This window comes from Myxococcus dinghuensis (assembly GCF_024198235.1).
Classification (GTDB): Bacteria; Myxococcota; Myxococcia; order Myxococcales; family Myxococcaceae; genus Myxococcus; species Myxococcus dinghuensis.
Genome location: NZ_JAKCFB010000035.1, coordinates 1 through 19,646 on the forward strand (window position 1 = coordinate 1; position 19,646 = coordinate 19,646).

Below are 19,646 nucleotides of genomic sequence, written 5' to 3' on the forward strand. Positions count from 1 at the left end.
CCTCCGGTGGCGCGGGCGGCTGCGGCGCCTGGGGCGCGGCCACCGCGGCGGGCGGCGTGGGCGCCGCGACGGGTGCGGGGGTGGGCGCCGGGGCCGCGGGCGTCACCGGCGTGGCGAGCGGCAGCTGCGCCCGGCCCTCGTCGACCGCCTTCTTCTCCTCCGGCGTCATGCGGCGCAGGGTGATGATGGTGCCGTCCTGCTCCAGTCGCAGCGAGTAGGCGCGCGCCACGGTGTTGAGGGCCTGGGTGGCGGTGACGCCGCGCAGGTGGACCTCGGCGGGCACGTCCAGGTCGCCGGTGGCGACGAGGTTGAGGCCGCCCTTCTCCGCGATGGCCTTGAGCACGTCGCGCAGGCTGCCGCGGGCGGACACGTCGATGGTGGCGGGGGCGCTGGCCGCGGCCTGGGGGGCGGTGGCGGCGGGCTCGGCGAACGACAGCGGGGCGCCGAGCAGGAGCGCGGGGACGAGGAGTCGAGGGGAGATCTTCATGGTCGCTCAGGCCTCGGAGGGGGTGGGGGCGCTGCCTGCGAGCCGCTTCAGTCCGGCAAGGGAGGTGACGAGGAGGAAGGCGAGGATGGCCGCCACGGCCAGCCCCTCGGTGGACCACAGCGCGCGGGCGCCACTGAGCACGCCCTCGGCGAACAGCCGTCCCTCCACGACGAAGGACGCGACGCCCGTTCCGAGGCGGCTGAGGGCCTGGTCGTTCAACACCAGGTAGCCGAGGCCGCCCACGAGCGAGGTCATCAGGATGGCGAGCCCGGACCACACCTCGCGTCGCTGCGGTACGGGCTCGGCCGCGACGCGCGCCATGACGCTGGCGACCAGCGTGGGAGGCGGGAGGGGATCCGCCAGCCGGTACAGGTCCTTCTCCAGGAGGCGGTGGTCCTCGAGGACGGCGGCGCAGGCCTCGCACTCCGCCGCGTGGTCCAGCGCGGGCCCTTCGCCCTCTTCCAGCTCGGCGAAGAGGACCTCCAGGTCGGGACACAGGTGCGCGCTCATCGGGGGGCCTCCTCGGTGGTCATCTTCTTGCGCAGCTTCTCCCGGGCCCTGAAGAGCCGGGCCATGATGGTGCCAGGGGCGCACCCGAGGATCTGCGCGATCTCCTTCGTCGTGCGCTTCTGGACGTAGTAGAGCGCAAGGACTTCACGGTCGTCGACGGAGAGCGTGGCCATGGCCTCCTCGAGCGACTGGCGCTCCTCGCGGGCGATGGCGCCTTCCTCCTGCGACGCCTCGCCGCTGGGGAGGACCTCCTTCATGGGCTCCAGCTCCTCCGTGCGCACCTTCGTGCGGCGGCGCAGCAGGTCCAGGCAGAGGTTGCGGGTGATGGCGAGCACCCACAGGTCGAAGGGACGGGAGTCGTCGTAGCGGTGGAGGTTCTGGTAGGCGCGCAGCAGCGCCTCCTGGGAGATCTCCGCGGCCTCGGCCTCGCTCTGCAGCAGGCGCAGCGCCAGGCCGTACACCTGCCGCTGGACACTGCGGACCAGCGACTCGAAGGCGGACGGGTCACCCCGGCGGGCCGCCTGCACGTCGGCCTTCCAGGGGAGCGGGACGGCGTCGTCAGCCATCAGCATCCCGATGGCGTGGGCGAGCGTCCCGGGAGCGTCGTCGAGGGCAAGAGCGTTCACATTCCGTTCTACGGCGTGAGCCCCGGCCCATTGCGTCCAGGTGTTTCATGCCCGTGGCAACTCTATTTCTTCCGTGATTTCGCCCGCTTGGCGGCTGTCTCGGCCCGGGCGACCTCCCGGGCGGCCTTGCGCTGGCGCTGTTTTTCACGGAATCCGAGCGGCGCGGCGGGCTCCTGCTCCTTCTTGGGGACCGCCTGCTGGGCGAGCGCCTTGCCACGCGTGGGCGCGCCGGTGTCGGGCGTCTCCCGGGGGGCGGGACGGCGGCTGGGCGCCCGGGTGGGGGGGCCACGGCGGCTGGAGGGCAGGGCGGTGGCCTGTTCGGCCTCGACGAGCCTGGGCCGCTGCGAGGCGCGGATCTCCTCGGCGGTGTCCTCGGCGTACTCGAAATGGAACAGCCGCTTGACCACCAGGGTGGCGTAGGCGCCGGGGGGGAGGGTGAAGGCGACGTTGACCTTGATGTGGTCCCGGTTCAGCTCGTCGTTCTGGGTGCGGCCCACCACCAGCTTGTGGGGGAACGACAGGATGGGGCGCTCCTCGTGCTTGAAGAACAGCATGCGCCCCGCCTCGGGGATGCGCAGGTCCGCCAGTTGGAGCTTCTCGCGGCCCAGCACCCACCGCACGGCCTCCTCGACCTTCGGGTCGGAGAAGGTGCTGTCCGGGGCGAGCAGGGGGAAGGTGGCGTCGCGCAGGGTGCGCAGCACCTCCGGGCTCGCGTCGCGGTGGAACAGCAGCGTGCCCGCCTGGTACTTCATGGGGAACAGGTGCTCGCGCGGCAGCAGCAACTGGAGGTAGCGCCGGACGCCCTCGTTCCAGAGGTAGCTCTGGTAGGTGAACAGCAGCATCGCGCGGTAGTCCGCGTCGATCTGCAGGAACGCCTTCACGAAGTCCTTGGGCGCGTCGCGCAGCGCCTTGAGGACGCGGTGGTACTTCTTGGTCCCCTCGAAGGGCACGCGCGCGTCCCAGCGGCCCCAGTTGTCGCGCCAGAAGGCCTTCACCTTGGCGTCCTCGGTGCGGTCCAGCTCCGACGGCTTGGCCAGGTAGTTGTGGAGGGCCGCCTCGAAGTCGCCCCGGATGAGGTCCTTGGCGATGAAGCCCTGGCCGTGCTTCAGCGAGCCGAAGCGCTGGCTGTCGAAGTAGTTGACGACGCCCAGGCGGTTGACCTCGGCGGTGGCCACGTTGAGGGGCCCCAGGGACTCCGGCTCCAGGGACCGCACGGTGACGGAGAAGCGGTTGGAGGTGATGTTGGCCGCGGACAGGGCCTTGTTGGTGCGCCCCAGGTACTTCAGGCGCAGGTCGGGCTCCTGCATGTCTACGTCGGCGCCGTCCACCGCGATGAGCTGCTCGGTCCGGCCCTGCTTGTCCTTCAGCCCGCAGTAGCTGATGGAGCCCGGCTTGAGGCCGAACGCGTCGCGCAGGCGCGCCACGGCGTCGAAGGTGGACAGCTTCTGCTTGTCCATCAGGTAGACCCGGAAGCGCCCGCTGGGAACCTCGTCGAACCGGTAGGATTCCTTGACGCTGAAGTCTTCGGGCTTCTGTTTGATTCGCACGGGCCCCCCTTACCAGCGAGTGCCCCGGGATAGAAGCGGGGCGCATGGGGCCCATGCGAGAGGGCCCGGGGGTGGGGCGGGGAGTCCACCCCAGCCGGGGCCGGGGCCGGACCCTGACCGGCCGTGCAGGGCACCCCGGGGCGGGCGGAAAGGGGGGCGGGCGCCAGATGCTCCCCGGGCGCGACCGGCTCTGGTAGTGTCCGGGCCGGTGAGGATTTGCGCGTGAGCCAGGCACCCGCCCCATTCGCTCAAAAGTCCGGCCAGCTTCGCGGACCCCGACTGACGGGACGCTTCGCCGACGGCAGTCTCGGGGAGTTCCCCCTGGGACCGCTGACGTCGCTCGGCCGCCATCCGTCCAACACGCTGCGCCTGGTGGACCGGGAGGTCTCCAAGGAGCACGCCACCATCGAACGGGTGGGCAAGGACTTCGTCCTCAAGGACCTGGGGTCCTCCAACGGCACGTTCGTCAACGGCAAGCGGGTGAAGGAGCTGCGCCTCAAGGACGGGGATGAGATCGCCCTGGGGTCCTCGCGGCTCATCTTCCACAGCGGCGAGCCGGCGGTGAACCACGAGGCGCCCACCGCGCCCGGCGTGACGGTGGTCGCCCAGTCGGTGTCCATGCCCGCCTTCCTGGCGCAGATGGACCAGGTGCCGCAGAACTTCCGTCCGGTGGACCAGCTGACGGACGGGGAGGCGCTGCGCCGCGACTACGAGAAGCTGCGCATCGCCCACGAGTTCCACCGGCAGGTGAGCCTGCAGGGCAGCCAGACGGGGCTGTTCGACCAGATCCTCAAGGTCGCCTTCCAGCTCCTGGCGGCGGACCACGGCGTCATCCTCAAGGTGTCCGGGGACGGCGAGTTCATCCCCGCCGCGGTGCACCACCGCACGGGCAAGCCCGTCAACGTCGTGCTCTCCGACACCGTGCTCAAGCGCGTGGTGGAGACGGGCAAGGCGGTGCTGACGGCGGACGCCATCATCGACGAGCGCTTCTCCGGGGCGCAGAGCATCGTCGCGCAGGGCATCCGGTCCGCCATGGCGGTGCCGCTGATGGTGAAGACGAAGATCCAGGCGGTGCTCTTCCTGGACAGCCGGCAGCAGATCAACGCCTTCTCGGAGAAGGACCTGAACATCCTCTCCGGCATCGCCTCGCAGGCGAGCATCGCGCTGGAGAACGTGGTGCTGGGCGAGCAGATCCGCGCGGAGGCGGTGACGCGCGCGGAGCTCAGCCGCTTCCTGTCCAAGGCGGTGGCGGACGCGGTGATCTCCGGCGAGACGGAGGACCTGCGCCAGAGCCGCCTGGCCGAGGTGAGCTGCCTGTTCGCGGACATCCGCGGCTTCACCACCATCTCCGAGAACGAGTCGCCGCAGGAGGTGGTGGCGATGCTCAACACCTTCTTCTCCTCGATGGCGGACGTGGTGTTCCGCTACGAGGGGAACCTGGACAAGTTCATCGGCGACTGCGTCATGGCCGTGTGGGGCCCGCCGCTGTCGCACCCGGACGACGCGGCGCGGGCGCTGCGGGCGGCGCTGGAGATGCAGGACGCGGTGGAGGCGATCAACCGCCAGCGCGTCACGGTGGGCAAGGCGCCCATCGAGGTCGGCATCGGCATCAACACCGGCCAGGCCGTCGTCGGGTACATGGGCAGCGCGGAGCGGCACGAGTTCACCGCCATCGGCGACACGGTGAACACCGCCTCGCGCCTGTGCGGCATGGCCAAGAGCGGCGAGGTGCTGGCGTCCGAGTCGACGGTCCGCAAGGCGGGCGCCGGGTTCGACGTGGAGGAGCTGCCGGCCCTGCAGGTGAAGGGCAAGGAGAAGGCCGTGCCCACCTACCGGATCCACGGCGTGGAACACACGACCGCTGCCTCCCCGCGCCGCGCATGACGACGACGCAGGCGTGCCCCAACTGCGGGATCCAGCACGACATCCGTGTGTACGTCAGCGGTCAGCGCGTGACGTGCAAGTGTGGGATCCGCTTCGAGGTGCGCCGGCTGGATGTGCAGGGGACCCGCTCGGGCATGTCGGGCATCTCCCCGGCGGCCCGGGACGGCAACACGACCTTCGCGCCGCACCGCGCGCAGGGCGGGGCCGAGCACACGCGGGACACGGTGGTGCCCGGGGGCGGCGGGTCCCAGGTCCGGCGTGTCGAGGTGGACGTCCTCTTGCCAGGCGTCGCGGTGGGTGGTGGGGTGGGGGAAAGTGTCGAGGGGCCGACACTGGGGGACGTCACCGACGTCGTCCAGGAGGTCGGCGGTGGAATGTTCCCGGGCGGGGCCGGGCCGGGGCAGGACCGTGGAGTTTCCGTGGAATCGGGTCGTACGGGTTCGAACGGCGTGGCGCTTCCGGGCGTGCCCCTGTCGGGCGCGGCGCCGGTGGATGGGAGCGTGGGCGCGCCCGGGGCCAGCGGCGTGGCGCTGCCTTCGGCCACGCCGAGCATCGAGGAGGCCGTGGGTCGTACCGTGGTGCGCACCGGCCTGCCGACGGGGCGTGGCGACGAGGCCTCGGACCTGGATGTCCACGCGGCGAGCACCTACGTCGGGCCGAAGGTGACGTTGCCGGGGTTCGAGCTGCTGGAGCTGCTCGGTCGCGGCGGCATGGGCGAGGTGTGGCTGGGGCGGCAGGTGTCGCTGGGGCGCACGGTGGCGGTGAAGCTGCTGCCGCCGAGGCTGGCGAAGGACCCGGAGTTCGTCGCCCGCTTCGAGAAGGAGGCCACGGCGCTGGCCGCCTTGAACCACCCGCACATCGTGCAGATCATCGACCGGGGCGTGGTCGGTGAGCACTACTTCTTCGTGATGGAGTTCGTGGAGGGCCGCTCGCTGCGCGAGGCGATGGGCAACAGCGCGCTCACGCCCCAGCAGGCGCTGAAGTGGATGCTGCAGGCGGCGCGCGCCATCGAGTGCGCGCACGACAAGGACATCATCCACCGCGACCTCAAGCCGGAGAACATCCTCCTGGATGGTCGCGGGCACGTGAAGGTCGCGGACTTCGGGCTCGCGGGCATCCGCCAGGCGGACACGGCGCAGCACCTCACGGCCACGGCGGTGGCCATGGGCACGCTGAACTACATGGCCCCGGAGCAGCGGCGCGACGCGAAGAGCGTGGATGGCCGCGCGGACCTGTTCTCGCTGGGCGTGGTGCTCTACGAGGTCCTCACGGGGGAGCTGCCCCTGGGGCGCTTCAAGCTGCCGTCCCGGAAGGTGCCGGGGCTGGATCCTCGCGTGGACACGGTCGTGGAGCGGCTGCTCGAGACCGACCCGGAGGCGCGCTACGCGAACGCCGGAGAGTTCTGTCAGGCGCTCGAGGCGATGATCTCCAGCTCGTCGGGCCCCGCGTTGATGCCCTCCGGCACGACGGAGCGCCGCCCCGTCACGACGCGAGGCAACAGCCAGTTGACGCGCAAGCTGCGGCTGGGGTGGCGGCGGGTGCGCGGCGGGTTGTCGTTGGTGGGTGGGCTCGCGGTGCTCGGGCTCGCGGTGCGCTGGTTCGTGGGGCCGGTCAGCCTCCATGTCGGCCCGGTCGACAAGGGCGGGCAGGAGGCGGCGCAGGGGCCCGCGAAGCCGTGGCCGCCCAACACGTACCACGAGGTGTTCGCGTCCGCGGAGCTGGTGGCCCCCGAGCAGCCCGGAGGCGTCTCGCGCTTCGAGGTGTCGTTCAACACGAACGGCGCCGAGGAGCTCAACCTCCACAGCGGCGAGTGGAAGCTGGTGGACGGGCAGCTCCAGGCGAAGCAGGGCGGCAAGGAGACCCAGGGGCGCCGGCTGGTGCCGCGCGCGTACGTGGCCCGGCGCTACTTCGCGGCGGACGACTTCGACGCACAGGTGCTGATGGACGTGAAGCACCTGGGCAAGGAGTACGCCGAGGAGCCCGACGCCCAGCACTACGGCGAGCTGTCGTTCCGCATCAAGGACCTCCAGGTGTCGGCCTTCGCCATTCCGGACGTGGGCATGCGCCTGGCGTGGCGCTACTTCTCCGACGACGGGCAGGAAGTGGTGGGGAACAGCGCGCAGGACACGGACAGTCTCGTCGAGGACGAGATGCCGCTGCCGTCCGACGGCCCCTACACGGTGCGGTTGAAGATGAGCCGGGCGAAGGGTGGGGTGTTGGTGGAGGGCTTCCTGGGCCGCCACCGCTTCGCGCGCAAGCTGCTGCCGGGGCTGGAGAACCGGGTCGGCAAGGTGGCGCTCGGGTGCCGCAACCTCGCGTGCTCGTTCGACGACCTGAAGGTGAAGGGGCGCCTGGAAGAGCGGCCCGCGCGGAAGGTCGCCGCAGGTCAGGAGCAGTGACGGCGCGGCAGTGAGGCCCGCGGTCTCCACCGTGTGGCCGTGCGTGTGGCGCGTCTCTCCGCCACACGGTCTGGAACCCTCCTGTTTCCGACACTCGCGCGGCATGCGTCCGTGCGAGGCGCGCGGGGTGGGCTGTTCGCTGACGGACGCCGCATGGCACCGGGCGACCTTGCGCGTGTCCTTCGCGCACCCCAAGTTCCGGGCTCGTGGCCGGGATGCAGGGTTCGGGCGTGGTGGGGCCTGCCGGGGGTAGGGATGGACAACTGGCGCATGGTGCTGGCGCCCCTCTACGCGGCGTTCCTCGCGGCGCTCGTCGTGGTGGCATTCACCTACGGGAGGCGAGGGGCCGCGGTCCGCGTCCCCCGTGTCCCGTTCGTCTGGTTCGGTCTGCTGGCCCTGGGCGCGCTGCTCGTCGTGGCGCGCATCGGCGACGGCCGGGTGTGGGTCTCCTCCGCCATCCTGGAGCGCAGCCTCGGGGCCGCGCTGCTGGTCCTGGCCGCGCTCGCGGCGGTGCGTGGGACGCGGGTCCGCTCCGGCGCGGAGTTGCTGCGGGCCTCGGCGCCGCGCAGGTTGGATGACGCCGTGGCGGCGCTGCGCTCCGGCCAGGGCTCGGGTTGGGGCGTCTACCAGGGAACGTTGGACGCGGAGAACGCGCTCGTCTCGCCCGGAGGCGTCCACTGCGCGTTCTACGAGGCGGAGGTCCGAGAGGTCGCCGCGGATGGCCGCAAGGGCCCGCTGTTGTCGCGTGAGCGCGCGTTCCCTCCGGAGCTCGCCCTGCGGGGGCTGCACAGCCGGGCGACCGTGAGGTTCTCCCCGGTGTCGCTCATGGCCTCCGTGCTGCCCCGACGTTGTCGTGAGCTGCCCACGCTCGCTCGGGTGAGCCTTCGCGAGGAGGCCTCGGTGCTCGGGTCCGCTCGTGCCGGAGGGCCGGCGGAGCGGATGGACGCGGCCGAGCCTCGCGCCCTGTCCTGGGAATGCGTCGGCGCCGCCGGGGACTCGTGCTTCGTGGTGGGCGAGCTGACACGAGGAGCCGCCGCGGGCTCCTTCCTCCTCCGGGGGCGCGGTGGCGGCCCCGCGCTCCTCGTGCTCGGCGCGGAGGCGGAGGCCACGCGCGGCACGTTGGCGCGCCGCGCCTGGCGTCACTTCACGGTGGCCGCCACGCTGTCGATCCTCGCGGCGGCCATGCTGTCACGCTCGATGTGAGTCGCTCCCGCCGGGGGTTACTGCGACTTCGGGCCCCAGGCGGTGGAGAACACGAGCTGCTCCTGGCTGTCCGCGATCCGCACGGTGAAGGTCCGCTCGATGCCGCCGAGCCCGCGCGGCGTGCCCCGCGCGACCTCCGCCAGCAGCGCGCCCGCGGTGCGCAGGTGGAAGCCGGTGTTCCACAGGCTCTCCATGTCGCTGAACACCGTGCGCAGCTCCTCGCCGCTGCGGCTCTCCTCGATGGAGCGGTTGAGCCGCACCATGCCGTCGATGAACCGGCGGCACTTGCCCAGCGTGTTGCGGTTCTTCTCGGTGATGTCCGCGAAGGTGAAGTTGCCGCCGCCGCCCTGCCAGGTCTTCTCCCGGAGCAGCAGGTCGGAGGCGAGCTGCTTCACGGTCGGGTCCTTGGTGATGACCCAGGCGGCGATCTCCGCGGCGCGCGTGGGGGACAGGTCGCCGGACAGGATGCTGCCCTTGTTCAACACCTCCGTGAGGTACAGCTCCCAGATGGGCGCGTAGACGAGCTTGCGGAACTCGGCCGACACGCGCGCCGTCTGCGGACTCCAGGGCATGGCGCGCGCCAGGGCCCGCGAGAACAGCTTCACGTCGAACGTCTGGAGCCAGGGCACGAGGTCGCGGAGCATGTCGTCGGCCACCTTGAGCTCGACCTGGGTGGCGACGTCCGTCTTGCCCACGTGCGCCTCGAGCGTGCTCGTCACGGTGAGCGCGTCGTTGGCGTCGAGCACGCCCCACACGACGGCGTCATCCACCGCCTGCTGCAGCTCCTCCCGGGTGAGCTTCTTCTTCTGTCCCCACAGCAGGAAGTGCAGGCCGTAGCGGAAGTCCGACGCGGCGGGGGCCGCGGAGAAGGACTCCATGTCCGCCTGGAAGTCCACCACCCAGCGGTTGCGGTGCCCCATCCACGCGTCCTCGTACGCGCGCTGCCCGAGGAACGACTGCCGCCGCGCTCCCTCGGTGTTCTCCTGGGAGACCCACGTCTGCTTCAGCGAGTTGCGGGACTTGAGCACCTCGAACGAGCCCAGGCTGAGCGAGAAGCCCACCGTGTTCTGGAGCGTGAAGGACGCCGTGTTGAGGTAGTTCTTCAGCGTGAAGGTGCCCGCGTTGGCCGGATCCCTCAGGTGGGCGACCAGGTCCACCAGGCTGCCGCGCAGCAGCGAGCCGTGGAAGCGCAGCGCGGTGGCCTCGTCCAGCTCCACCTCCAGCAGCGACGAGGACTCGGAGATGCGCAGGTATTCGTGCTGGAAGGACGCGGCGACCTTCGTCTTCACGACCTTCTCCAGCGCGCCCTCCACCTTCTTCTTGAAGTCCTCCCACTCCTGCTTCAGGTGCTCCAGCCGCGTCAGTTGCGGATCCAACCCCAGCCGCTCCAGGACGGCGCGCAGCAGGGCCTCCTCCTCGGGCGACAGCACCTTGCGGATGGCCTTGTCGACCCACTCCTCGACCTTCGCCTCGGCCTGTCCCGTGAGCGCGGTGAGCACCTCGTGCAGCCGCTGCTTCACCGCCTCCGGTTCGGCGAACGCGACCTGGATGCCCAGCCCCGCGCCCGCGGCGGCCTCGTGGGACTTCGCCTTGCGCACCGTGAGCTGGATGCGCCCGGGGCTCGGACGGGAGAACACCAACTGGTAGTCGTCGGTGAGCGAGATGCGCGCGCGCACCAGCGCGGCGACCGACGACTTCAACTGGATGAGCTCGCTGTTGCGGACGTATGCCAGGTCCGCCAGGTTCGTGGTGAACAGGTCGGACCAACCCAGGTCCAGCCCCGTCTCCAGCATGCCGCGGACCTGCCACGCCATGGCGTCGCCGGTGCCCAGCTTGGTCAGGTCGGTGGAGAGCGCCAGGAGGCGCGGCTTCGCCAGGTCCTCTCTCGCCGCCTCGCGCATGTTGCGGCCCAGCGGATGGGCCCGATAGTCGCTGAGCGTGGCGGACAGCTCGCTCTTGCCATTGGCGGACACGAAGGACAGCGAGCCCCCACCCGCCGCCTTGATGCGTGCCGTGGCCTGGTAGCGCATCCAGCCCGTGTCGCCGCCCAGCAGCAGTTGCGGGCGCGGCGTGGTCGAAGCCTGTGGCGCCCCGGCCGGCGCGGGCTCGCCCACGACGCCGTTCTCGTCCACGTCTCCGGGCGAGTTGAAGTTGCGGACCGTGGCCTCCGCGGTGGCCTCGAACGACAGCGTGAAGTCCGCGAGGCTCAGCTTCGGCGGGAGGATGTTCTCCCGCGTGTAGCTCTCCTGGGCGACGGTGACCCGGATGTCCTGCTCCTGGAGCTTCACGTCCGGAATCTTCGAGGCGAGCTCGTCCGGCAACTTCACCAGTGCTTCGATGACCTTCATGTGGGGTCCCCCTGCACCTGCATGGATGGACCCAGCATGCTCCAGGTTGTCCCAGGAGGCACGTCCTGTCGGCTTCGGTCGACTATCCCGGGGTTGCGGGTGAGCCAGGAGCAGGTGGGGCGGGGTCAGACCTCTTCGCCCAGCCCGTACTCCTTGAGCTTGCGCGAAAGGGTGTTGCGCCCGATTTCGAGCGCACGGGCCGCGGCGGTGCGGTTGCCCTTCACCGCGTCCAGGACATGGAGGATGTGGCGCCGCTCGACCTCGGCGAGGGGCAGCAGGGCGGGCTCGCTGGGGGCGAGGCTCTTCGCCGGAGCGGCGGCGGGGCCGGGCCGGTCCAGCGTGGGCAGGGGCAGGTGCTCCTCGAGGATCTCCCCCTCGCAGAGCACCACCGCGCTCTCGATGCAGTTCTCCAACTCGCGCACGTTGCCCGGCCAGCGGTAGTGCTTGAGCCGCTCCAGGGCGGTGGGGCCGAGGCGGGGAGGGGGCAGCCGGTGACGTCGGGCCACGGTGGCGACGAAGTGGCGGGCCAGCCGCTCGATGTCCTCCGCGCCTCGCTCGCGCAGGGGCGGCAGCACCACCTCGACGACCTTGATGCGGTAGTAGAGGTCCTCGCGGAAGCGGCCCTCGGCCACCATGCGCGCCAGGTCCCGGTGCGTGGCGGCGACGATGCGCACGTCCACCTTGAGCGCCTGGGTGCCGCCCACGCGCTCGAACTCGCGGTCCTGCAGCACGCGCAGCAGCTTGCCCTGCACGGGCAGGGGCAGCTCGCCAATCTCGTCGATGAACACCGTGCCGCCGTCGGCCGCCTCGAACTTGCCGGGCACGCGGTGGTCCGCGCCGGTGAAGGCGCCGCGCTCGTGGCCGAACAGCTCGTTCTCGATGAGCGTCGCCGGCAGGGCCGCGCAGTCCACCTTGATGAAGGGCTTGTCGCGGCGCGGGCCGTTGACGTGGACGGCGCGGGCGAACAGCTCCTTGCCGCTGCCGCTCTCGCCGCGCAGCAGCACCGTGGCGTCCGTGGGGGCCGCCTTGCGCACCAGCCGGTAGATGGCCTGCAGTTGCGGGGACTCGCCGATGATGCGGTTGAAGAAGTAGCCGACCGGCGCCTGGGGCTGGTCCTTGGCGCGCTGGAGCTCCTGGTAGAGGCTGGTGCTCTGCAGGGCGGTGCTCACCTGGGAGGCGATGGCCTCCAGCCGCGCGCCGTCGTCCTCGGAGAAGTGCTCACCCCCACGTCGATTGAGCACCTGGAGCACGCCGTAGAGCACGCCGTCCGCGTCCCGCATGGGCACCGCGAGCAGGCTGTTGGTGCGGTAGCCCGTCATGCGGTCGATGTCCGCGTAGAAGCGCTGCTCGCCGCGCGGGTCGGGCATGTTGATGGGGCGGCCCTGCTCGGCCACGGTGCCCGCGACGCCCTGGCCCAGCTTCACGCGGATCTGCGACAGCTCCGGCAGGTGGGCCGCGCGGCTGAACAGCTCCCGCCGCGCGGGGTCCAACAGCCACAGCGTCCCCCGGTCCGCCTGCATCGTCGCCGCGATGCGGTCCATCAACGTCTGGAGGAAGTCGTCCAGGTCCACCTCGCGCCCGACGAGTCCGCCGAAGGGCAACAAGACCTGGGAGACGTCCGGGGAGGGGGGCATGGTGGGCAGCGGCGGGAGGACGAAGGCCGTGCTCCCACCATAGCATTCGAGGGCCATGGGGCCGCCCCTCTCACGCGCCGGCCGCGCGGCCCAGCACCAGGCGCTGGCCCTCGCGCGCGGGCTCGCAGACGGGGAACACGGAGCGGGCCTGCTCGGCCATGTCCTCCAGCACCTCGTCCGTGTGCGCCGGGTCGTGGTGGAACAGGCACAGCCGCCGCGCGCCCACCGTCTTCGCCACCCCCGCCGCGTCCATCATCGTCGAGTGGCCCCAGCCCTTCTTGGAGAGGCCGCGCACGCCCTCGTACTCGTCCGGCGTGTACTGCGCGTCCAGGCACAACACGTCCGCGCCCTCGAACAGGCGCGCGACCTCCGGCGACAGGTCCTTCATGCACACCTCCACGTCCGTGGCGTAGATGAACGAGTGGCCGTCCGCCTCCACCCGGTACGCGAGGCAGCCCTGCGGGTGCGGCACGTCGATGGGCGTCACCTTGAACGGGCCCACCTCCACGGGCCGGCTGTGCAGCGCGGAGCGGAAGTCCATGCGCGAGCGCATGATGGACAGGGGCACCGGGAAGTGCGGCGGCTGCATCTGCGCCGCCAGCTCCGTCTGGAGCGCCTGCGCGCCGTTCGCGCCGGGGCCGTACATCGTCAGCTCCGACGTCGGCAGGTACGCGGGCGTGAAGAAGGGGAAGCCCTGCACGTGATCCCAATGCAGGTGCGAGAAGAACATGGAGACCTTGTGCGGCGGGCCCTCGCGCATCATGACCTCACCCAGCGCCCGGATGCCCGTGCCCGCGTCCAGGATGAGCCGGTGGCCCTGGCTCGTCACCTCCACGCACGCGGTGTTGCCACCGATGCGCGAGCCAGAAACCGCGATGCTCCCTCGAACGCCGTAGAACCGGATATCCATGATGAGTCTCCTTTGAAATGGGAGGCATCCCCGGGACGCCTGATGCCTGCGTGCTTGAGCACGCGGGGTGCCAACCCCAACTCCCTGGAATTATTGAGGGAGGGACTGACGTTCCGCGCGGGTGCGCCAGAATGGAGCGCCCCTGGATGGGGCGCCCTGCCCAGAACGGAGCGTCCGCTCTAGCTCGGAATCCGGGTTCGAGGGCCGGGGGCCCGGGGGCGGGTCGGGCCCCGCGGCGCCCTCATCGTGGCGCGGTCGCCCGCGTGGGAGATCCGGTATAGGACGGGGCCATGGCGCTGATTGCGTTCTGCACCATCAAGGGCGGCGTGGGGAAGACGACGCTGTGCGCGCACGTCGCGGCGGCGCTGGCGGATGCCGGCAAGCGGGTGCTCCTGCTGGACATGGACCCGCAGGCGCACGCGTCGCTGGTGTTGGGGCTGGAGACGCGGGACGGCCCCTGCGTGGCGGATGCGCTGGGGCCCCGGCCCCGGCACCGGCTGGACGAGGTGGTGGTGGCCTCGCCGAAGCGGCCGGGCCTCTTCATCGCGCCGGCGTCCCCGCGCATGGCGGCGATGGAGCGCGAGCTGTTCCAGTGGGGCCACCGGCTCCAGGCCATTCCCCGGGCGTTGAAGACGTTGAGCTGGGCGCCGGACGTCATCATCGTGGACACGCCGCCGAGCATCGGCGCGTACACGGAGGCGGTGCTGGCGTTCTCCGACCTCGTGGTGGCGCCCGTCCCCACGGGGGCCTTCGCGCTCCAGGGGCTGGGGGAGATCGAGGCCGCGTGGCGCGACATCCGCGAGCAGCAGGGCGGTGAGCTGGTGGCGGTGGTGAACCTGTGGGATCGCCGCACCACGGCCACCAACGTGGCCATGGAGGAGGCGCTCAAGGACTCCACGGTGCCGGTGCTGCGGGCGCGAATCCCGCGCTCGGAGTCCATCAACCAGGCGGGGCTGGGCTACGAGGTCGTCTTCGACACGAGCCCCACCGCGCCGGGCGTCGAGGAGCTGCGCGCGCTGGCCCAGGAGCTGGCGAAGCGCGTGGGCCTGCGCTGACGTGTGTCCCGAGCGCCCGTCCGCGCAAGGCGTGACGGGCACCCAGGTGTCATGCACGTCAGAGGTGGTAGTGCCCGGAGGCCTCGGGCTGGTAGGGCACCGCGACGATGCGCAACTGCTTGGTGCGCCCGCCCGGCAGCGGCCAGGAGATGGACTGGCCCACGGACAGGCCGATGAGGGCGCTGCCGATGGGGGCGAGCACGGAGATGCGGCCGTCGTCGCTGCGCGCGTCCTTCGGGTAGACGAGCGTCACCTCGCGCTGCTCGCCCGTCTGCACGTCCTCGAAGCGGACCGTGCTGTTCATCGTCACGACGGTGGGGGGCACTGTCTCCGAGGCGACGACCTCCGCCCGGGACAGCTCCGCGTCCAGCATCTCCGCGAGCTCGGCCATCCGGCCCCCTCCATGGTGGTCGATGACCTGGCGCAGCCGCTCCAAGTCGGTTTCCGTCACGATGAGGGACTGCTCGCTGGTCATGGCAAAGGTCTCCCCTGCAAATGAAAAATGGAACGAGAATAGGCGCAACCCATCTCCAACGGCTGGCGTCGGAGCTTATTCCCGAGCGCCCCGGAACGCCTGTCCGGCCTCAGGGGGCCACGGGAGGGAGGGGCAGGACCCACCACTCCGTGCCCTGGGCGCCGTCGTCCGCGAGGAAGAAGACCTTCGCGCCCGCACGGATGAAGGCATGTGGCAGCGAGCCGAGCTGCCCGGGGGCCAGCTCCTGACGCAGCAGGGTGCCCGCCCCCACGCCCGTGGTCTCCCACAGCTCCGCGCCCGTCTCGCCGTTGTCCGCGTGAAAGAGGATGGTGTCGCCCACCGTCGTCAGCCAGCGAGGCTCGGAGGAGGCCACGCCCGCTCGCAGGTCCTTCACCAGCTCCGCGGCGCCCGTGGAGGTGCTCGCGCGCCAGAGCTCCACGCCGCGCTTCCCGTCGTTCGCGGCGAAGAGGACGCTGCCCCACAGCGGGCAGGGCCAGAGGGGGTAGGAGCCCTCGGGGCCCGGGTTGATGTCGAGGACGAGCCTCGTGCCGGGGGCCGTGCCGTCGGTGATCCACGGCTCGCGGCCCGCGGCGGGGGTCGTCGCGACGAAGACGACCTTGCCGAAGGCCACCGTGTAGCCGTCCGCCGCCGAGCCCTCCGGCCCGGGCCACAGGTCGCGCAGGAGCTGGGTGCCCGCGGCGGTGCCGTCGCTGACCCAGGGCTCCTCTCCGGAGACGCCGTCATTCGCCGTGAAGACGACGCGCGGGCCCAGGGCGGTCATCGCGGCGGGATAGGAACCGGCGATGCCGGGCCGGATGTCCTTGACGAGGAACGTGCCGGACTCGGTGCCGTCGCTGACGCCCAGCTCGTAGCCCGTCGAAGGGAAGCGGGCGATGAAGAACACGCGGTTGCCCACGGCGGTGAGCTGTCGCGGTGAGGCGCCTTCGGGACCGGGCATCAGGTCCTTGACCAGGTAGGTGCCGGCGGTCGTCCCATCGGTGCGCCACAGCTCCTCGCCGCGCGCGCTGTCGCGTCCGTTGAAGTAGGCGATGCCTCCGACGACGACGGGGGCGCCCGCGCCCTTGCCGTCCCCGGCGCCCACGTGGAGGTCCTTGACCAGGACGGTGCCGGCGGGGGTGCCATCGGTGCGCCACAGCTCGCGGCCGCGCAGGCCGTCGTTGGCGAAGAAGAGCACGCGGCCGCCGAGCGTGAAGAAGTCGGAGGGCGCGGACGAGGCGGGGCCGGGGCGGATGTCCAGCAGGAGGCTGGTGCCTTGGGAGGTGCCGTCGCTGCGCCATGGCTCGAGGCCGACGCTGCCGTTGTCGGCGTCGAAGACGAGGCGGTCCTGGAGCACGGCCCACGAGGTGGAGTCGGAGCCCAGCGGACCCGGGCGGATGTCCTGGACGAGCTGGGCGCGCTCGCCGGCGAGGGGATGACGCTCGTCCGGAGGGAAGACCCAGGAGGGGCGTCGGGTGACGAGGCGGAAGGTGTAGCCCTCGTCCCAGGCCCACAGCTCCGCGCCGAGGGCCCGCTCGTTCGCGGTGAAGAAGACGCGCCGGCCGCTGGCGGTGAACTCGCGGGCACAGGAGGAGTCGGGCCCCTCGGCGATGTCCGCGAGGCGGGACGTCCCCCGGCCCGTCCCGTTGCTCGTCCACGGCTCGTGTCCCTTTCCGGGCTCGTGGGCGGAGAAGTAGAGCCGCCCCCGGCTGGCCCGCAGGAAGCTGAGCGCGGAGCCCTCCGGGCCCGGGCGGAGGTCCTTGACGAGCAGGGTGCCTGCCTCGGTGCCGTCGCTGCGCCACAGCTCGTCGCCGTGCTCGGCGGTCCACGCGGAGAAGTAGACGCGCCCGTCCATCGCGGTGAGCTCGCGGGGATTGGCGCTGTCGAGCCCTGGCGCGATGTCGCGCACGAGGAAGGTCCCCGCGACGGTGCCGTCGCTGCGCCACAGCTCGTCGCCCTGCTCGGCGGTGCCGGTGACGAAGAAGAGCAGGGCGCCCGCGGCCGTGGCGCGCAGGGGCCCTCCGAGCACGGGGCGTCCCACGTCCGCGAGCTTCACGGTTCCCGCGGGCGTGCCATCGCTCGTCCAGAGCGCGAAGGGCGCCGGGCCCTCCTCGGTGGCGCCGTCCTGGACGTACTCCATGAAGAAGTGGAGCCGGCCATCCACGGCGGTGAGCGCGCGGGGGGAGAGGTCGACGTGGGGCAGGGTCTCGAACGTCCGGAGCAACCGGGTGCCCTCGGGGGTGCCGTCGCTGTTCCAGAGGTCGTGGTCGACGAAGAAGAAGAGCCGGTCACCGACGACCGTGAGCTCCACGGGTGACGCGGGTTCGGCGCCCGGGACGAGGTCCTTCACGAGCTGGGTGCCTTCAGTCGTGCCGTCCGTCCGCCAGAGCTCCGCGCCCGTGACGCCATCATCGGCGACGAAGTAGACGAACCCGCCCAGGACGACCAGGTCTCGCGGATGGGAGCCCGAGGCCCCCGCGCACAGGTCCCTCAACAGACGCGTCCCGGAGGGCTTCCCATCGCTGACCCACGGCTCCTCGCCATGGACGCCATCGTCCGCGACGAAGACGAGCGAGCGCCCCAGGGGCGTCAGGGAGTGGAGGGCCGAGCCTCGAGGGCCGGGGTGGATGTCCTTGACCAGGAAGGTGCCCGTGTCCGTGCCATCGCTCCGGAAGAGCTCCGTGCCGCGCGTGCGGTCGGTGGCGACGAAGACGAGGAGGCCGTCCAGGTCCGTGAGGTCTCGAGGCCCCGCACCCAGCCTGCCGCCGACGATGTCGTCCACGGGGTAGGGGGCGTCGAGCAGGTCCTCTGCGCCGCGGAGGCTTCCCGCGCGCGCGCGGGAGGGGGCCTCCGTGTCGACCCCACACGAGAGCAGCGCGACGACGAGGGGCAGCAGCCAGTGCGGGCGCGAGGCCATGGGGACGCCGTTCTGCGCGAGAAGGCGCGCGAGTGGGCGCCAAAGGTGTCCTGGCCGTCGGTCCTGCAAACCCTCCCGAACGGATGAGGGAACCAGCGAATGGACGACAGCGTGAGGGCGTCATGGCCCCGGTGCGTGAGCCGTGCCTCGCGACGGCGAGCACGGCTCACGGATCCCCGGCGACGCGGAGGCTCAGAACGGGCTGTCCGCCCCGCGCGTGGCCAGCACCGACACGCCGCCGGAGAGGTACGCGTCGATGGACTTCGCCGCCTCGCGTCCGTCCGACAGCGCCCAGACGATGAGGCTCGCGCCCCGGCTGGCGTCACCCGCGCAGAACACGCCGTCCGCGGACGTCGCGAAGCGGGTGTCCACCTGCACGGTGCCGCGCGGCGACAGCGCCACGCCCAGCTCGTCCACGAGGCCCGTCGTCTCCGGGCCGGTGAAGCCCATGGCCAGGATGAGCAGGTCGACCTCCATCGTCGTCTCCGAGCCCGGGACCTCCACCAGCCTCGGCGCGCTGCCCACGGCGCGCTGCACCTCCACCTTCACGGCGTGCAGCGCCTCGAGTCGACCGTTCGCCCCGCTCAGGTGCTTCGTCATCATCGCGAAGGCGCGCTCGCCGCCTTCCTCCTGGCTGGAGGAGGTCCGGAAGATGAACGGCCACTTCGGCCACGGGTTGTCGCCCGCGCGCAGGGGGGGCGGGGCGGGGAACAGCTCCACCTGGTGAACGCTCTTCGCGCCCTGGCGCAGCGCCGTGCCCAGGCAGTCCGAGCCCGTGTCGCCGCCACCGAGGATGACCACCCGCTTGCCCGCCGCGTCCAGTCGCGCCTGCTGCTCGCCCTGGCCTTCGACCCGCCGGTTCTGGTGCTCCAGGTACTCCATGGCCTGCACCACGCCGGAGAGCTCCCGTCCAGGGACCTCCAGCTCGCGGGCCTTGCGCGCGCCCATGGCCAGGAGGAGGGCGTCATGTCGCCCGCGCAGCTCGCGGAAGCCCAGCGCGCCGCCCACGTCCACGCCGGTGCGGAACACCACGCCCTCGGCCTCCATCAAGGCCAGGCGTCGCTCCACCACCGACTTCTCCAGCTTGAAGTCGGGGATGCCGTAGCGCAGCAGGCCGCCCGCTCGCGCGTCGCGCTCGTACACGGTGACACTGTGCCCGGCCGCGTTGAGCTGTGCCGCGGCCGCCAGGCCCGCGGGACCGGAGCCCACCACGCCCACCGTGCGGCCGGTGCGGCGCGCGGGCGGGCGGGGCTTCACCCAGCCCTCGGCGAAGGCGCGGTCGGAGATCTCCTTCTCCATCTGCTCGATGGTCACCGCGTCGCGGTCGATGGCCAGCACGCACGCGGCCTCGCACGGCGCCGGGCACAGCCGCCCCGTCATCTCCGGGAACGTGTTGGTGCGGCTGAGGACCTCGTACGCCTCGCGCCAGCGTCCTCGGAACACCGCCTCGTTGAAGTCGGGGATGAGGTTCCCCAGGGGACACCCCTGGTGGCAGAAGGGGACGCCACAGTCCATGCAGCGTCCGGCCTGGCGCTTCGCCTCGTCCGGCGCGAGCGGGAGGGCGAACTCGCGGAAGTCCCCGAGCCGCTCCTGCTTCTCGCGCTTGTGCGCGTGGACGCGGCCCCACTCCATGAATCCAGTCGGCTTGCCCATG

Annotated in this window: 13 protein-coding genes and 1 pseudogene; 4 read left to right on the plus strand and 10 right to left on the minus strand. The window is 71.6% G+C overall.

Going from position 1 to position 19,646, the window contains the following annotated elements:
* The 4 genes and pseudogenes from LZ198_RS32565 to truD form a co-directional block, all read right to left on the minus strand.
* A pseudogene (locus LZ198_RS32565) lies at nt 1-487 on the minus strand (hypothetical protein); the annotation flags it as partial.
* 6 nt (nt 488-493) lie between these two features.
* Nucleotides 494-997: a hypothetical protein gene (locus LZ198_RS32570; RefSeq protein WP_253976028.1), complete on the minus strand. Its 504-nt coding sequence runs from the start codon at nt 995-997 to the stop codon at nt 494-496.
* Nucleotides 994-1,563 (minus strand): RNA polymerase sigma factor, encoded by a 570-nt coding sequence (locus tag LZ198_RS32575; RefSeq protein ID WP_234067274.1) that lies wholly within the window; start codon nt 1,561-1,563, stop codon nt 994-996. Before LZ198_RS32575 ends, LZ198_RS32570 begins: the two co-directional genes overlap by 4 nt.
* A gap of 122 nt (nt 1,564-1,685) precedes the next feature.
* Complete coding sequence (truD, locus tag LZ198_RS32580; protein ID WP_253976029.1) at nt 1,686-3,170, minus strand: tRNA pseudouridine(13) synthase TruD; 1,485 nt, start codon at nt 3,168-3,170, stop codon at nt 1,686-1,688.
* Nucleotides 3,171-3,392: 222 nt separating this feature from the next.
* Between truD and LZ198_RS32585 the strand changes: the two genes are divergently transcribed.
* The 3 genes from LZ198_RS32585 (at nt 3,393) to LZ198_RS32595 (ending at nt 8,656) form a co-directional block, all read left to right on the plus strand.
* The gene (locus tag LZ198_RS32585) at nt 3,393-5,054 is read left to right on the plus strand and encodes an adenylate/guanylate cyclase domain-containing protein (protein ID WP_253976030.1); all 1,662 of its coding nucleotides are present in this window, start codon (nt 3,393-3,395) and stop codon (nt 5,052-5,054) included.
* Nucleotides 5,051-7,453: a serine/threonine-protein kinase gene (locus LZ198_RS32590; RefSeq protein WP_253976031.1), complete on the plus strand. Its 2,403-nt coding sequence runs from the start codon at nt 5,051-5,053 to the stop codon at nt 7,451-7,453. Before LZ198_RS32585 ends, LZ198_RS32590 begins: the two co-directional genes overlap by 4 nt.
* A gap of 255 nt (nt 7,454-7,708) precedes the next feature.
* On the plus strand, nt 7,709-8,656 hold the full coding sequence (locus LZ198_RS32595) for a hypothetical protein (protein ID WP_253976032.1): 948 nt from the start codon (nt 7,709-7,711) through the stop codon (nt 8,654-8,656).
* Nucleotides 8,657-8,673: 17 nt separating this feature from the next.
* Here LZ198_RS32595 and LZ198_RS32600 read toward each other — a convergent pair whose 3' ends face one another.
* The 3 genes from LZ198_RS32600 to LZ198_RS32610 form a co-directional block, all read right to left on the minus strand.
* Nucleotides 8,674-11,004 (minus strand): hypothetical protein, encoded by a 2,331-nt coding sequence (locus LZ198_RS32600; RefSeq protein WP_253976033.1) that lies wholly within the window; start codon nt 11,002-11,004, stop codon nt 8,674-8,676.
* Between the two features lie 125 nt (nt 11,005-11,129).
* The gene (locus LZ198_RS32605; RefSeq protein WP_253976034.1) at nt 11,130-12,695 is read right to left on the minus strand and encodes a sigma-54-dependent Fis family transcriptional regulator; all 1,566 of its coding nucleotides are present in this window, start codon (nt 12,693-12,695) and stop codon (nt 11,130-11,132) included.
* A 13-nt stretch (nt 12,696-12,708) separates the two neighbouring features.
* Nucleotides 12,709-13,548 (minus strand): MBL fold metallo-hydrolase, encoded by an 840-nt coding sequence (locus LZ198_RS32610; protein WP_253976035.1) that lies wholly within the window; start codon nt 13,546-13,548, stop codon nt 12,709-12,711.
* Nucleotides 13,549-13,838: 290 nt separating this feature from the next.
* On the opposite strand from LZ198_RS32610, the gene LZ198_RS32615 reads away from it, so the two are divergent.
* Nucleotides 13,839-14,603, plus strand: a complete 765-nt coding sequence (locus tag LZ198_RS32615; protein WP_323383139.1) for a ParA family protein — start codon at nt 13,839-13,841, stop codon at nt 14,601-14,603.
* A 58-nt stretch (nt 14,604-14,661) separates the two neighbouring features.
* On the opposite strand, the gene rnk is transcribed toward LZ198_RS32615, so the two are convergent.
* The 3 genes from rnk to LZ198_RS32630 all read right to left on the minus strand — a co-directional run bounded on the left by rnk (nt 14,662) and on the right by LZ198_RS32630 (nt 19,645).
* Complete coding sequence (gene rnk / locus LZ198_RS32620; RefSeq protein WP_253976036.1) at nt 14,662-15,078, minus strand: nucleoside diphosphate kinase regulator; 417 nt, start codon at nt 15,076-15,078, stop codon at nt 14,662-14,664.
* A gap of 109 nt (nt 15,079-15,187) precedes the next feature.
* Entirely contained in the window at nt 15,188-17,992 is a 2,805-nt protein-coding gene (locus LZ198_RS32625) for an ELWxxDGT repeat protein (protein WP_253976037.1), read from the minus strand.
* Between the two features lie 192 nt (nt 17,993-18,184).
* The gene (locus LZ198_RS32630; RefSeq protein ID WP_253976038.1) at nt 18,185-19,645 is read right to left on the minus strand and encodes a glutamate synthase subunit beta; all 1,461 of its coding nucleotides are present in this window, start codon (nt 19,643-19,645) and stop codon (nt 18,185-18,187) included.
* Nucleotide 19,646: the final 1 nt, after the last annotated feature.